Source organism: Roseixanthobacter psychrophilus (assembly GCF_043195195.1).
In the GTDB taxonomy this organism is placed as follows: domain Bacteria; phylum Pseudomonadota; class Alphaproteobacteria; order Rhizobiales; family Xanthobacteraceae; genus NCEH01.
Genome location: NZ_JBAFWT010000019.1, coordinates 56,805 through 72,264, shown reverse-complemented (window position 1 = coordinate 72,264; position 15,460 = coordinate 56,805). Strand labels below are relative to the sequence as shown.

Annotated in this window: 8 protein-coding genes and 1 pseudogene; 4 read left to right on the top strand and 5 right to left on the bottom strand. The window is 63.8% G+C overall.

The genetic code is table 11. The annotated features are described in order from the left end of the window. Positions 1–411: 411 nt before the first annotated feature. Positions 412–1,564, bottom strand: a pseudogene (locus V5F77_RS16915) (chromate transporter). Then, the gene (locus V5F77_RS16910) at positions 1,551–3,425 is read right to left on the bottom strand and encodes a heavy metal translocating P-type ATPase (RefSeq protein ID WP_429006522.1); all 1,875 of its coding nucleotides are present in this window, start codon (positions 3,423–3,425) and stop codon (positions 1,551–1,553) included. The pseudogene V5F77_RS16915 and the gene V5F77_RS16910 overlap by 14 nt, the downstream one beginning before the upstream one ends. 332 nt (positions 3,426–3,757) lie before the next feature. On the opposite strand from V5F77_RS16910, the gene V5F77_RS16905 reads away from it, so the two are divergent. The 4 genes from V5F77_RS16905 to V5F77_RS16890 all read left to right on the top strand — a co-directional run bounded on the left by V5F77_RS16905 (position 3,758) and on the right by V5F77_RS16890 (position 10,024). Continuing rightward, positions 3,758–5,275 carry a DASS family sodium-coupled anion symporter gene (locus V5F77_RS16905; RefSeq protein ID WP_429006540.1) on the top strand — a complete coding sequence of 506 codons (1,518 nt, stop codon included), beginning with the start codon at positions 3,758–3,760 and terminating at the stop codon, positions 5,273–5,275. A gap of 83 nt (positions 5,276–5,358) precedes the next feature. Continuing rightward, positions 5,359–7,149, top strand: a complete 1,791-nt coding sequence (locus tag V5F77_RS16900) for an FAD-dependent oxidoreductase (RefSeq protein ID WP_429006521.1) — start codon at positions 5,359–5,361, stop codon at positions 7,147–7,149. Further along, positions 7,128–8,972, top strand: coding sequence for a 2-oxoacid:acceptor oxidoreductase subunit alpha (locus V5F77_RS16895; RefSeq protein ID WP_429006520.1), 1,845 nt, complete (start codon positions 7,128–7,130; stop codon positions 8,970–8,972). Before V5F77_RS16900 ends, V5F77_RS16895 begins: the two co-directional genes overlap by 22 nt. After that, complete coding sequence (locus V5F77_RS16890; protein ID WP_429006519.1) at positions 8,969–10,024, top strand: 2-oxoacid:ferredoxin oxidoreductase subunit beta; 1,056 nt, start codon at positions 8,969–8,971, stop codon at positions 10,022–10,024. The genes V5F77_RS16895 and V5F77_RS16890 overlap by 4 nt, the downstream gene beginning before the upstream one ends. Positions 10,025–10,244: 220 nt before the next feature. Here the strand turns inward: V5F77_RS16890 and V5F77_RS16885 are convergent, their stop codons facing one another. The 3 genes from V5F77_RS16885 to V5F77_RS16875 are packed head-to-tail and all read right to left on the bottom strand — an operon-like array spanning position 10,245 to position 15,149. Continuing rightward, entirely contained in the window at positions 10,245–11,372 is a 1,128-nt protein-coding gene (locus V5F77_RS16885) for an ABC transporter permease (RefSeq protein WP_429006518.1), read from the bottom strand. Positions 11,373–11,374: 2 nt separating this feature from the next. Further along, positions 11,375–14,161, bottom strand: a complete 2,787-nt coding sequence (gene rbbA / locus V5F77_RS16880; protein WP_429006517.1) for a ribosome-associated ATPase/putative transporter RbbA — start codon at positions 14,159–14,161, stop codon at positions 11,375–11,377. After that, positions 14,151–15,149 carry an HlyD family secretion protein gene (locus tag V5F77_RS16875; RefSeq protein WP_429006516.1) on the bottom strand — a complete coding sequence of 333 codons (999 nt, stop codon included), beginning with the start codon at positions 15,147–15,149 and terminating at the stop codon, positions 14,151–14,153. Before V5F77_RS16875 ends, rbbA begins: the two co-directional genes overlap by 11 nt. Positions 15,150–15,460: the final 311 nt, after the last annotated feature.

The following is a 15,460-nucleotide window of genomic DNA, read 5'->3' as shown; positions in this document are numbered from 1 at the left end:
GTTCCTCGTCTGATGCGCTTGTCAGGGATTTCACAGATCAAACGCCGTGCGGCGAGGAATGGACCATGTAACCATGCCTCCAGCCACTCATTTTGCGCCACAGTCAATCCACTAGGTACAGCTTCGATGCCACCTACTCCGGTGGTGGTGGGATCGGTGATCTGATGCCGACGCCATGGGCTGCGTTCGAGGAACGTCGCCGGATCGCCGAACAGCGATTTCCGTACGCCCTAGATTGCTGCATGCCGCCGTCGGATCTCGACACATGGCAGCTTGGCACCGATATCGCCTGGCCGGCTCCGAAGGCCGCCGGCTCCCGCACCTCGAAGAGATGGAAAGGTGTACGTGAACGCAGTGCGACCGGCTCGATGGCTGGATCATGCGAACGGCGAATCCGAGGATGAAGCGCTATCAGATCGGAGGCATGATCGTTCCCGCCGCCACCAACAGCGCGACCACGATCCAGGGTGGTGCTTTCCAGGCGGTCAGCAGAAGAAACCCTGCCAGCGTCAGCACAAAATCGCGAGGTCCAAGGACCGCGCTAGTCCAGACCGGGCTGTAAAGCGCTGCGCCGAGAATGCCGACGACCGCTGCGTTCGCCCCGCGCATGGCGGCCTGCGCCGTGGGGCGCAGGCGTATCGCATCCGAGAACGGCAGCATGCCATAAACCAGCAGTAGGCCCGGCAGGAACACCGCGACGAGCGCGATCATGGCTCCTGCAGGGCCATTCGGCGACGGCCCCATGACGGCGCCGAGATAGGCCGCGAAGGTGAAAAGCGGCCCGGGAACGGCCTGGGCCAGGCCGTATCCAGCGAGGAAGGTCTCATCGCCGACCCATCCAGGCGTCACCACCTCCGCCTGAAGTAGCGGCAAGACGACATGGTCGCCGCGACGGGGAGGACCACGAAGCAGGCAGCGAACAGCGCCAGCATCGCCGCCCCCCGGCGCCGCGACACCGGGAAACTCAGGTGACCGGCGAGCGCGGGCGTCGCGCTGCGGCAGAGCCAAAGGCCGGCGGCGGCGCCAAGTACGATCGCGCCGATCTGGCCGAACGAGCCGCCGATAAAGACGACGATCACGATGGCCGCCAGCGCGATGGCTGCGCGCTCGCGGTCGGGTGTCAGGCTCGTGGCCATGCCCCAGATGGCCTGGGCGACGACGGCGACCGCCACGAGCTTCAGTCCTGCAGGAAGCCGGCAGCCAGCGGCCCAGTCAAAGCGGCTGCACCAAGCGCGAAGGCGAAGAGGACAATGGCGGACGGAAGAGTGAAAGCGAGCCAGGCGGCGAGCCCGCCGAGGAGGCCCCCGGCGCGCAGGACACCGAGCGCGAATCCGACCTGGCTGGAGGCCGGTCCCGGCAGGAACTGGCAGAGCGCGACGAGATCGGCATAGCCGGCCTCATCGATCCACTTCCGGCGCACTACGAGTTCGTCGCGGAAATAGCCGAGATGGGCGATCGGCCCGCCGAAGGAGGTGAGGCCCAGCTTGAGGAAAGCACGGAACACTTCGGGCGGTGTGCCCCGGTCCCGCCCGTCCGTCTGCGTACAATCATCAGGAATGTTCATCGGCGCCTCCGATCGGAATTGGCCTCAGCGCCCTGAGCGCATTCAGGATGACGGCGACGTCGATCAGTTCCTGCATCAGCGCGCCTTGCACCGGCGGAAGGAAGCCGAGGGCGGCGACGGCCATCGCAATCACCGACAGGCCGATCCCGGCGACGACGCTCTGCAGTGCGATCCGCCTCGTGCGGTGGGCCACGAAGAGCGCGTCGGCCAGCCGGTCGAGCCGATCGACAAGGAGAACGATGTCCGCCGCTTCCGAGGACGCTGCCGAACCCCGGGCGCCCATTGCGACGCCGACATCCGCCGCGGCGAGCGCGGGCGCGTCATTGACCCCGTCGCCGACCATCATCACCGCGGCGGCGGCGCGTTCGCGCAGGACGACCTCCACCTTGGTGGCCGGGTCCAGCTCGCCCTGCGCGGCGTCCAGTTGCAGCCTATGTCCGACATCCGCAACGACATCGTCGCGATCGCCGGAGGCAAGGACGATGCGCCGGATGCCGGCCTTGCGGAACGCGGCGAGCACGCCTGCGGCATCGGGGCGGATGGGGTCGGCGAGCGTGATGATGCCCGCCACGGTGCCATCGACGGCCATGGCGACCACGACGGTTCCCTGAGCGAGCCCGGCCCCCAACGCGCGCGGATTGCCCGCGGCACTGCGGGAGCGGACGAAATCGCTGCCGCCGACCACGATGCGCCGGCCCTCGACGATGCCTTCGATGCCGGTTCCCGCCGTCTCCTGAACCTCGGAGGGGCTCGACAGAGAAAGCCCGCGCTCACGCGCCGCCGTCACCAGCGCCTCCGCCGTGACATGGGCCGAGGCCTGATCGAGCGAAGCGGCAAGCCGCAGGATTTCGTCCTGGTCCCAGCCTTCCACGGTGCGGATCCCGGTGACGGCGGCCCGCCCGAAGGTCAGCGTTCCGGTTTTGTCGAGAATCGCCGTGCGCACCCTGGCCAGCGCTTCGAGCGCTCCGCCATTCTTGATGAGGACACCGCGCGAAGCCGCCCGCGACATCCCCGAGATGATCGCCACGGGCACGGCCAGGATGAGCGGACAGGGGGCGGCGACGACCAGAACCGCCAAGGCGCGCAGGCGATCGCCGCTCAACCCCCATGCCGCGCCGGCGAGAACGACCGTGAACAGCAGGAACCAGATCGCATAGCGGTCCGCCATGCGCACCATCGGCGCCTTGCTCTGCTGCGCCGTTTCGACCAGACGGACGATGCCGGCATAGGTGCTTTCCGCCGCCTCGCGCATGACGATGAGATCGAAGGCGTCGCCCGCGCAGGTGGAACCGCTCAGGATCTCCTCGCCTGCTGGCCTGCGCACCGGCAACCCCTCCCCGGTGAGCGCCGCCTCGTCGAGCAGCGGTTCCCCCTCCGCGACCGTCCCGTCAGCCGGGATCACCTCGCCATGGCGCACCAGAATGCGATCGCCGGGGCGAAGGCTTTCGATCGTCACCTCCTCGAGGAGGTTGCCGGCGTAGCGCATGGCAGTCCGCGAGACGCGCCCGAGCAGCGCCGTCATTTCCCGCCGCGCGCGGCCCTCGGCGAAACTCTCCAGTTGCTGGCCGCCGGCATACATCAGCGCCACCACATTGCCGGCGAGCGGTTCGCCGAAGGCAAGCGCCGCCGACATGGACAGGCCGGCGACGATATCGAGCCCGATCTGGCCGCGCCGGAGGGATGTGACGATTTCGGTGAGGAGCGCCGCCAGAATGGGGAGCGTCCCTGCGAACCAGAGGCGTCCGGCCCAAGCGCCATTATCCGTCAGAAAGGCGATCCCGCCGCCTGCCAGCCCCAAAAGCGCGATGATGACCAGCAGCAGTCTGGCGCGGGCCGTGGCCAGGCCGGTGAACAGACCCACGTCGAACCTCTGGATGGCTGGTCGCCGACTGCCACGGCGGGCGAATGCCCTTCCTTATAATCATTCTAATTAATTCGCCATTCAAAAGTCGCGAACAACAGAGCCGGCGATACCGTTGATCAACAGGCTCACGATTCCCCTTTTTCATCGTCAAAACAGCCCGCCCCGAGAAAGTGTTTCAGTCCGTTGTTCGTACAACGTCCAAACCGTCGAATGCTGCGATCAGTAGATTCTTTGATATCCATTAAGGTTTCCGGTGTTCCCCCCGGCCAATGTTTGCGCTGGCAATGCAAGGGGATTTCGACATCGTGTCCGGAACGACAGATCGCAATATCGCAGCCCCTTCAGAGCAAAGTTCGAGGTCCGAGTCTGGCCGCGCGCCTCAGGAGCCATCTTGGCTCCGGTCGCACTGGGGCCTGCTTACAGGCCTTGCGGCGCTTGTCCTCGTCATCATGCTTCCAACCCCGGAGGGGCTGCCCGTCGCGGGCCAGCGCATGCTGGCGGTGCTGGCCTTCGCCGTGATCGTGTGGATGACGGAAGCGGTCGATTACGCCGTCTCGGCCCTGATCATCGCTGCACTGATGGCGTTCCTGCTGGGGCTGTCCCCCTCTCAGACGAATCCCGACGTGCTGATGGGCACCAGCAGAGGGCTCGGCCTGGCCTTTGGCGGCTTCGCCAATACTGCGCTCGTTCTGGTCGCGGCGGCGCTGTTCCTCGCCGCCGCGATGACGATCACCGGGCTCGACAAGCGCATTGCCCTCGTCATCCTCTCGCGCACCGGCACCCGGAGCCGCGACGTCGTCATCGGCGCGATCATCGTGGGCATCGTGATGGCTTTTCTCGTGCCATCCACCACGGCCCGCGTGGCCAGCATCGTTCCCATCATGCTCGGCATCATCGCGGCGTTCGGCGTGAACAAGAACGGCGCCTTCGCCGGCATGCTGATGATCACGACAGTGAACACCGCCAGCATCTGGAATATCGGCATCAAGACGGCCGCCGCCCAGAACATGGTGGCCGTCGGCTTCATCGAGCGGACGCTGAACTACACCGTGACCTGGCTGGAATGGTTCGTCGCCGCCGCGCCCTTCGCCATCATCATGACGGTGGTGCTCTATTTCGTCATGACGCGGATGATGAAGCCGGAGGTTGATGAAGTGCCGGGCGGACGGGCCGCGATCCGCAAATCGCTCGCCGAACTCGGCCCCATGAAGACGGCTGAAAAGAAGCTGCTCACCCTGTCGCTCACCCTGCTCGCCTTCTGGGCGACGGAAGGGGTGCTGCATCCGTTCGACACCTCGTCGACGACGGTCGCTGCGGTGGCGCTGATGTTCGTGCCCGGCATCGGCATCATGACCTGGAAAGAGGCGCAGCCGAAGATCCCCTGGGGCACGGTCATCCTGTTCGGCGTCGGCATCAGCCTCGGCACCGCGCTTCTCCAGACGGGCGGTGCGGTCTGGCTCGCCGGCATCGTGGTAGAGCGGTTCGGGCTCGCCGGCGGAACCTCCCTCTTCATCCTCGCCGTGCTCAGCCTGTTCCTCATCCTGATCCATCTCGGCTTCGCCAGCGCGACGGCACTCGCCTCGGCGATGATCCCCATCGTCATCGCCGTGCTGCAGAGCGTATCGACCCCCGGCATCAACATCATCGGCATGACCATATTGCTGCAGTTCGTTGTCAGCTTCGGCTTCATCCTCGTAGTGAATGCGCCGCAGAACATGGTGGCATACGGAACCGAGACCTTCGAGGCGAAAGACTTCGTGCGCACCGGCCTCGTGCTCACCGTGATCGCCTTCGCGCTCGTCATGCTGCTCGGCGCAACTTACTGGAAATGGATCGGATATGTCTGAGATCCGGCAGCCCCCTGCTCCCAGTCTCTGCGGCGGACCTAAGACGTCGCGCGTTAAGGCCCCCGGATGCAGGAGATGATGAGATGAAACTGACGGACATTTCCGCACCTGACTATTTTCACAAAGTCGTGGACTGTCAGTGGGCCTGCCCGGCGCATACGCCGGTTCCCGAATACATCCGTCTGATCGCGCAGGGCCGCTATACCGACGCCTACATGATCAATTGGAAATCGAACGTCTTTCCGGGAATCCTCGGGCGCACCTGCGACCGGCCCTGCGAGCCGGCCTGCCGGCGCGGCCGGGTCGAGCAGGCGCCGGTGGCGATCTGCCGGCTCAAGCGGGTCGCGGCCGATTTCAAGGACGACATCCGCGACCGCCTCCCCAGGCCGACTGCCCACACGAACGGCAAGCGCGTCGCGCTGGTGGGGGCAGGTCCCGCCTCGCTGACGGTCGCGCGCGATCTTGCGCCGCTCGGATATGACTGCACCGTGTTCGACGGCAACCCCAAGGCCGGCGGCATGATACGCAGCCAGATCCCGAAATTCCGGCTGCCCGATTCCGTAATCGACGAGGAATGCGGCTATATCCTCGATCTCGGCGTCACCTTTCATTCCGGCAAGCGCATCGACAGCCTCAAGGCGCTGCTTTCGGAGGGCTATGATGCCGTATTCATCGGCTCCGGCGCCCCGCGCGGCAGGGAACTTGATATCCTTGGCCGGAAAGAGGCTGCCACCGCAATTCACGTCGGGCTCGACTGGTTGGCGTCGGTGTCGTTCGGGCACGTAACGAGGACGGAGCGGCGCGTCGTCGTCATCGGCGGCGGCAACACCGCCATGGATTGCGGCCGCTCTGCCCGGCGCTTAGGCGGTGAGGACATCACCGTCGTCGTCCGCGAGGGCTTCGACGAGATGCCGGCGGCAAGCTGGGAGAAGGAAGCGCTCCTCAATGAGGGGATCACCATCTCGGCCGGTCTCGCGCCCAAAGCCTTCGTCAACGAAGGGGGGCGCCTGACGGGCCTGCTGGTCGAACCAGTCACGACCGTCACCGAAAACGGCCGCTCCACGATCGTACCGACGGGCGAGCCGCCGCGGCAGATCGACTGCGACGAGGTCGTGATCGCAATCGGTCAGCAGAACGCCTTTCCATGGATCGAACGCGATATCGGAATCGACTTCGACAAATGGGACATGCCGGTCGTGGCGGAAACGACCTTCGCCTCGACCCACCCCAAGGTGTTCTTCGGGGGCGACGCGGCGCGGGGCCCGAAAAACATCATCAGCGCCGTCGCCCACGGCCACGACGCGGCGCTGTCGATCCACCGCCTGCTGTCCGGCGAGGACATCGGCGAACGCCTGTTACCCCATGTGCAGATCGAGAGCGAAAAGCTGGGCATCCACGAGTGGGCCTATGACAGCGAGGTCACGCTCGACCGCCGCTTCCCGGTGCCCTCGCGCGACAACAAGACCGCGCTGAAGGACATCCGCACGGAGGTGGAACTCGGCTATGACCCGGCCCTGGCGCTCGCCGAGGCGGATCGCTGCCTCAACTGCGATGTCGAAACGGTGTTCAGCGGGCCGTCCTGCATCGAATGCGATTCCTGCGTCGACATCTGCCCGATGGACTGCATCACCTTCACCGAGAACGGCGAGGAGGAGGAGCTGCGCCTGCGGCTACGGGTGCCCGCGCTGAACCCGCTCCAAGATCTCTATGTCGCCGACGGGTTGAAGACCGGACGCGTCATGGTGAAGGACGAGGACCTTTGCCTGCATTGCGGATTGTGCGCCGAGCGCTGCCCGACCGGCGCCTGGAGCATGCAGAAATACTTCATCGACATGACCCATGCAGGTGACACATGCCCGACACGCTCGCGATAAGCCGCGTCAACGACTTCGTCGTCCGCTTTGCCAACACCAATGGATCGGGGTCCGCAAGCGCCAACGAGCTGTTCGCGCGGGCGGTGCTGCGAATGGGCGTGCCGGTCGCGGCTCGCAACATATTCCCATCGAACATCCAGGGCCTTCCGACCTGGTACGAGGTCCGCGTCTGCGAGGCCGGCTATCTGGGCGCACGCGGCGGAACCGATCTCGTGGTGGCGATGAACCCCCAGACCTTCGCCAAGGACCAGGCCGGGCTCGAACCGGGCGGATACCTGATCTACGATTCGACGCGGCCCGTTCTGAAATCCCAATTCCGCGAGGATATAACCGTCCTCGGCGCTCCGCTGGGCGCGATCTGCAACAGGGAATACAGCGACCCGCGGGAGCGGCAGCTCTTCAAGAACATCATGTATATCGGTGTTCTCGCCGCGGTGCTCGAGATGGACACCGGTGAGATCGACACGCTCATCGACCGGCAATTCGCGGGCAAGGAGCGCCTCATAGAGGCCAATGTCCAAGCCTTCCATCTCGGTCGTGACTGGGCGGTCGACAATCTCCCCTGCCCCATTGGCCTGCGCGTCCGGCGTGCGGACGCCGTCGGCGGGCGCATCTTCATCGACGGCAATTCCGCGACGGCGCTCGGTGCGGTGTTCGGCGGCGCCACGGTCTGCGCGTGGTATCCGATCACGCCCTCGACCTCGATCGCCGACGCCTTCTCCGCCTATTGCGCGCGCTTCCGGATCGATCCCGAGACCGGGAAGAAGCGCTACGCCATCATCCAGACCGAGGACGAACTCGCCTCCAGCGGCATGGTGATCGGCGCCGCCTGGAACGGCGCGCGGGCTTTTGCGCCGACCTCCGGGCCCGGCATCTCGCTGATGCAGGAGTTTCTCGGGCTAGCCTATTTCGCCGAGATCCCAGCCGTGATCATGGATGTGCAGCGCGGCGGCCCCTCGACGGGCATGCCGACGCGCACGCAGCAGTCCGACATCCTGCTCGCGGCTTATGCCTCACACGGCGACACCAAGCATGTCCTGCTCTTCCCGGAGGGGCCGGCAGAGGCTTTCGAGTTCAGCGCCCTCTCCTTCGATCTCGCTGACCGGCTGCAGACGCCGGTCTTGCTCATGCTCGATCTCGACATCGGCATGAACCATCGGCTCTGCGCGCCACTGCGCTGGGATGACGACCGGGTCTACGACCGCGGCAAGGTGATGACCGCAGCCGATCTCGACGCCGGCAAGGACTTTGGCCGCTATCTCGACGTCGACGGCGACGGCATTCCCTACCGCACCTACCCTGGCACTCATCCGCGCAAGGGCTCCTTCTTCACCCGCGGCACGACCCGAGACCGCTATGCACGCTATACCGAGGAGGGCGGTCCCTATGTCGACAATATGGAACGGCTGTTGAAGAAGTTCGAGACCGCAAAGGATCTTGTTCCCGGGCCCGTGGTCACCCTGGCCAGCACCCCCTCGCGCTACGGGGTGATCTATTTCGGCTCGACATCTCCCGCCATGGAGGAGGCGGCTGATCTGCTGGAGGCCGAGGGCCATGTGCTCGACCGGATGCGGGTCAGGGCGTTTCCCTTCAACCGCGACGTCGACGCTTTCCTGCGCTCACACGAGGCGGTGTTTGTGGTCGAGCAGAACCGCGATGCCCAGCTTCGCACACTGATCGTCACCGAATGCGGTGTCGATCCCGCCAAGGTGACGCCAATTCTGCACTATGACGGAACGCCGATCACCGCCCGATTCATCGCCGCCGCCATCGCCGCCCGTCTCGGCGAAGCCGCGAAACAGAGTGAGAGGGCGATCGCATGAGCTATCTCGCCAAGCCGAAGTTCCATCACCCCGCCCTGCCGGAAAACACGCTCGGCTATACGCGGCGCGACTACGAGGGCGCTATTTCCACGCTGTGCGCGGGATGCGGCCACGATTCCATCACTGCTGCGATCGTCGAGGCATGCTTCGAGCTATCGATTGCACCGCACCGAGTGGCCAAGATCTCCGGCATTGGCTGCTCCTCGAAGACGCCGACCTATTTCCTGGGGAATTCCCACGGTTTCAACTCCGTGCACGGGCGCATGCCGTCGGTCCTGACTGGAGCCAGCCTCGCCAATCGCGACCTCATCTATCTCGGCGTGTCGGGTGATGGTGACAGCGCCTCGATCGGGCTTGGTCAGTTCGCCCATGCGCTTCGCCGTGGCGTCAACATGGTCTATATCGTTGAGAACAACGGCGTCTACGGCCTCACCAAGGGCCAGTTCTCCGCAACTGCTGACGACGGATCGAAATCAAAGCAGGGTGTCGTCAACATCGACAAGCCCATCGATCTTACCGCCCTGGCGCTCCAGCTCGGCGCAAGCTACGTCGCCCGCTCGTTCTCCGGTGACAAGGCACAGCTCGTCTCGCTCATCGAGGGCGCCATCGAGCACGAGGGCGCGGCCTTCATCGACGTCATCTCGCCGTGTGTCGCCTTCAACAACCATGAGGGCTCCACCAAGAGCTATGATTATGTCCGCGAGCACAACATCGCGGTCAATCGGCTGGACGTGATCGTCGGACGTGCACCGATCACGGTCGACTACGAGCCCGGCAAGCTCGAATTGGTTCAACAGCACGACGGGTCCTGGCTCCGGCTGAAAAAGCTGAACGCCGAATACAGCGTGCATGATCGCCGGGCCGCCATAGATTTTCTGCTCGAGCACGAGGCCAAGTCCGAGATCGTGACGGGACTGCTCTACGTTGCAAGCGATAAGGACGAACTGCACGCCGATCTCAACACGACGGATACGCCTCTCAACGCGCTTTCGGAAAAGGAATTGTGCCCTCGCATGGCACGATTGGAGGAGATCAATGCAAGCCTTCGCTGAATGTCGCCCCTCGATGGCCGCTGGCGAAGGCTCGGCGACCGAGCTTCGTGCAGTTGGATAGAGCGACATCGACGACATGGTCGACCAAGTCGGGCAACATCAGCGAGGGCGATGGTGAAGTACGAATTGACGACCGCGAGCGCCACGCTCCGCGGATTGCCCGAACGGTTGCCGGCCATTCGGTGGAAGAGGCAGGTCTCGACCACCCACGAACAGCACCTTACGACTGTCGTACGAGCATCGACCTGAATCGTGAGAGAGCGGCGGCAAGGAACACCGCCCCCAATCCGGTCATGACCATCAAATCCTTCCAGACGACATCGAGTCCCGCACCTCGATACAAGATCGACTGCGCAAATCTCACAAAGTGCGTCGAGGGCACCGCATACATGATGTCCTGCAGGATCGGAGGCATGCTCTCAAACGGCGTGAACGTGCCTGACAGCAGGAACATGACGACGAACACCGGGATCGCCAGCAGCGCGAACTGCGGCATCGAGTTCGCGATCGTCGCCAGCAAAATACCGAGCGACGTCACCGCGAAGAGATAGATGGCGGTTCCAGCCAGGAAAAGCTCGACAGAGCCGATGATCGGTATCTGCAGCACGAACTCTATGACAACGTGCAAAGAAAAGCCGGCTGCCAGGAGAATGATCAGACCGTTCGCCCAGATCTTCGCTGCGGCAATCTCACTCGGCCGGACCGGCATCACCAGCAAATGTTCAATGGTGCCGTGTTCTCGTTCGCGCATGACGGCTGCCCCGACGAGAATGATCCCGAGCATCGTTACGTTCATGATGATGTCCATGCTCGCATTGAACCGGATCGCCTCAAGGTTCTGGTTGAACAAGGCGCGGATGACGGGCTCGATGGGAACGACTTCGCTCGTGCCGTGCTGATGCAGAAAGTTTGCCGCCTCGCGGGTGATGATTTCCTGGATATAGGCCGTTCCCACAGCGGCTTGGCTCACGGCCGTCGCGTCGACGTTGATTTGAATCGAGGGGCCACGATTTGCGAGGAGGTCCGCTTCGAGGCGGGGGGGTATTTCCAGGACAAACGTATATGACCCTTTGTCCAACAGCTCGTCGACCTCGGAACGGTCGATGTCGCGCGCTGGGCTGAAGTAAGGCGGCTGTAGCGCATCCTTGATGCGCGACGACAGTGTCGAACGGTCGGCGTCGACGATAGCGACGCTGGCATTGTTCACTTCGGTCTTGAGACCAGTGGCCATAGAATAAACGGCAACTGTAAAAACGTAGATGATCAGCCCGACCATCGCCACGTCACGCAGGACGCTCGCGATCTCTTTGAGACCCAGATAAAGTACGTTGAGGATCCATTGGCGCATCGCTACGAACCTTGCTTGCGGATGGCGAGGCGCGCCAGCAGGAGAAAGACGACCCCGAAGCCGAACAGCACGGCGATTTCGCGCACGAACGCACCGGCATCGAGCCCTTTCGCGAAGACGCCCAGGCTCACGGTCTGAAACCAGAATGCCGGAAAGCCGACCCCCATCGCGCGCGCCAAGCCTTCCAACGTCGAGGCCGGATAGAGAAACCCCGAATAGTGCGCCGTGGGAATTACGGTTAGAACGGCGGTCGCGAAGATCGCCGCGACTTGCGTCGAGACGAACGCGGATATCAGTAGTCCAAAGGCCGTTGCCGCGAACACGTACATGAGCGCTGCGAGAGAAAGGCCGATGAGAGACCCTTTCGCTACAACTCCAAAGAGTGCGCCGGCCAAGAGCACGAGACTGGCGAAGCTGACAAACCCAATCGCAATATAGGGCAATTGCTTGCCGATAAGATATTCACCCACTGTCGCGGGCGAGGCATACACATTGGTGATCGACCCCATCTCCTTTTCACGCACGACACCAACGGCTGTCAGCATCGCGGGGATGAGGATCAGGAGAAGCATGATCGCGCCGGGCGTGATCGCGAAGACGCTGCGGAAATCCTGATTGTAGCGAAACCGGGGTTCAACATTGATCGGGAGGACCTGTGGAGCGCGGCCGTGCAGCTGGCGGTAGCGATCCGCGGCATAGGTGAGGACGGCGCCCTGGATATAGGCCCGTGCCGTCTCGGCGGGGAATGTCGCGCCACCGTCGAGCCAGAAGCTCACTTGCGGCTGGCGATCCTGCAAAAGGTCGCGACCGAAGCCGGGCGGGATGTCGACGGCAAACCGTAGCTCGCCGGATCGCAGGCGCCGATCAATCTCAAACTCGTCGCCCAGCCGCGTTTGTTCGACAAAATAACGGGATTGCGAAAACTGCTCCAGGAATAGCCGGCTCTCGTAGGACTGATCGCGATCAAGAACCGCATAACGGAGATTCTCGATGTCGAACGAAATGCCGTAGCCGAACCCGACCATAAGTACGAGCGGGCCGAGGAGCGCGAAGGCGAGCCGAATGCGATCCCGGAGGACTTCCACGGCCTCTCGCCGGGCAAAGGCCCAGACTCGGCGCAAAGAAGCCGACGATGACCTATGCGATGATTGGGATTCCGACGATGTTCCCTTTTGGACATTATCCGGGGCGCCGATCGGCTTTGGGGTAGCCGCCAACGAAGGCGCTTCCTTCATCACTTTAGACGCAGGCGGCGCTGACGCCTCCTCCAGATAGGCAACGAAAGCGCCCTCGAGAGTCGTGGTGCCACGAGCGACGCGAAGCCCCTCGGGGCTGCCGACGGACAAGACACGGCCCGCATGCATCAAGGATACGCGGTCGCACCGCTCGGCCTCGTTCATGAAGTGGGTCGATATGAAGATCGTTACGCCGTCGCGGCGCGACATCTCGACGAGGAGGCGCCAGAACCTGTCGCGCGCTGCCGGATCGACCCCGGATGTGGGCTCGTCAAGGATCAATATTTCAGGCCGATGCAAACAGGCGGCGGCAAGCTGGAGCCGCTGACGCATCCCGAGCGGAAGCGACGCCGGCGAGGCGTCGGCAACGGCGTCGAGGTCGAAACGGGTAAGCGCCGCGGCGACGCGCAGCCTGAGTTCGCCCGGGGGAATGCGGAAGAGACGTCCGTGCAGCTCCAGATTCGCGCGGACGGAGATCTCCTCATAGAGCGAGAACGCTTGCGACATGTAGCCGATGCGCATTCTTGTTGCGATATCACGGGCGTCGATCGGTTTCCCCAGCAGCTCAGCTCGCCCTTCGCTCGCCGGCAGCAGTCCAGTGAGCATCTTCATCGTCGTCGTCTTGCCGCAGCCGTTCGACCCGAGAAACCCAAAAATCTCGCCGCGCCGGATGCGGAAACTGACATGATCGACGGCGGTGAAATCGCCGAAGCGCATGGTCAGGGCCTCTGCGACGATCGCCGGAGGCCCGCCGCTCTCCAGCAGCGGCGGGATTACCAACGCCGCCTGATCGCCGCGCCGTTCGGGGCGCTGTAGCGCGACATAGGCCTCCTCCAGCGTACGCGTCGCGGTCCGATCAAGTAGCCCCGCCATGTCGCCGGCGGCGATGACCTTGCCCTCGTCGATCGCTATGATGTGGTCGAAACGCGCGGCCTCCTCCATATAGGCGGTCGCCACCAGTAGTGTCATGCCGGGGCGCTCAGCGCGGATCCGTTCGATCAACTCCCAGAACTGACGCCGTGACAGGGGATCGACGCCGGTCGTGGGCTCGTCGAGGATCAAGAGGTCCGGATCGTGGATCAGCGCGCAGCACAGGCCGAGCTTCTGCTTCATCCCGCCCGAGAGCTTGCCGGCGAGGCGGTCCGGGAACGGGTCGAGCCCCGTGGCGGTCAGCAGGCCCGCGATGCGTGAGCGACGTTCGCTCTCGCACTGGCCATAGAGGCGCCCGAAGAAATCGATGTTCTCGACCACCGAGAGCGTCGGATAGAGGTTGCGGCCGAGGCCTTGCGGCATATAGGCGATGCGCGGCGCGACGATGTCACGGTGAGAGCTCGATGCCATGTTGCCGGAGAGGGCCGTCACGGTTCCGGACTGGATGCGTTTGACGCCGGCGATCAGGCCAAGGAGAGTCGACTTTCCGACGCCATCGGGGCCGATGAAGGCCGCCGTCGATCCGGAGGCGATCGACAGGCTGACGCCGTCAATCGCAACGGTGTCACCGTAGCGGTGATGGACCGAATCGACTCGAACGGCCGGCTCGGCATCAGCGGACATCCGGAAGCCTCGGCGTCAGATTCGTCGGCCACGCCGCTCCGGCCTGGACCTTGACGTAGGCGTTGCCGGTCATGCCGGCTTTGACGTAAGCGCGATAGGTCTCGATGAGCTTCGGATCGATGTGCAGCTTGACGCGGTACATCAGCTTCTCGCGCTCGTTCGCGGTCTCGACATATTTCGGCGTGAACTGCGCTTCCGAGGCAACGAAGGCGACTGTTGCGGGAACGACGTAGCCGGGCGCACCATCCAGCATGATACGGGCATCCGACCCGAGTTCGACGCTGCCGACCTGGCTCGTCGGCAGGAAGATCGTCATGTGGACGTCGGAAAGGTCGAGAAGGGTGAGTACCCGCCCGCCGACAGCTACGACCTCCCCGGCCTGTGCAAGACGATACTCGACGCGACCCGATACCGGCGCTTTCAGCGTCATGTCCGCAATTGCGGCTTCGATCTGGCTGACCTGGGCCTCAGCCGCCTCGACGGCCGCCTTGGCGTCCTCGATGGCGACTTTCGCGCTATCCAGCGAGGCCTTTGAAATATCCCTTTGCGCCGTGCGGCGATCAAGTTCCGCTTGCGTCGCCGTGTTCGTGCGCATCAGTTCGACGATGCGCCGGAGCTCGACTTCGGCAAGCTTCAACTCTGCCGAGCGGAGAGCCACATTGGACTCGGCGATGGCCACACCCTGGTGGCTGCGGTGCACGGCAGCTCTGGCTGCCGCGAGTTGCGCAAGAATTTCGGTCGTGTCGATGCGGGCGAGGATGCCATCCTTCTGAACATCGGCGCCCTCGTTGACGCGCACTTCGGCGAGGCGGCCCGCGTACTTGGTGGCGATGTCGACGCGTTCGACTTCGATCCGGCCATTTGCCCGGGCCAGTCCCGCGGGGACGCGGGTCGCCTGTTGCTTCCACCAATATGCATAGCCGGCAGCCCCGGCGGCCGCGAGGATGACAACGGCAATGATCGGAGCAATACGCACATTCTCATCCATAGTAGGCGGGTAGTCGACGCCATCGTGGAAACGACTTCAGCCAGCCTTGGCCGAGCAATCTCTTGGATGCGCAATTGACCCCCTTCGGCGTATCGCAGCGATGCAATTCGAAATGCCGCCAAATGAGACAACCGGAACACTGAGTCTGAAGGGGTCGTCAGCTCCGGGAACGATGCGCGACCCAAGGATGCCGATCCTTAATCGAGATTAAAGATGGCTGACCGGGCCATCGCCTAAGTTTGAAAATCAGGAAATGAGAGTGCGGGTGCGGCATGGGGCGACAGCGCCCGCAATGGCGCCATCTATCGTCG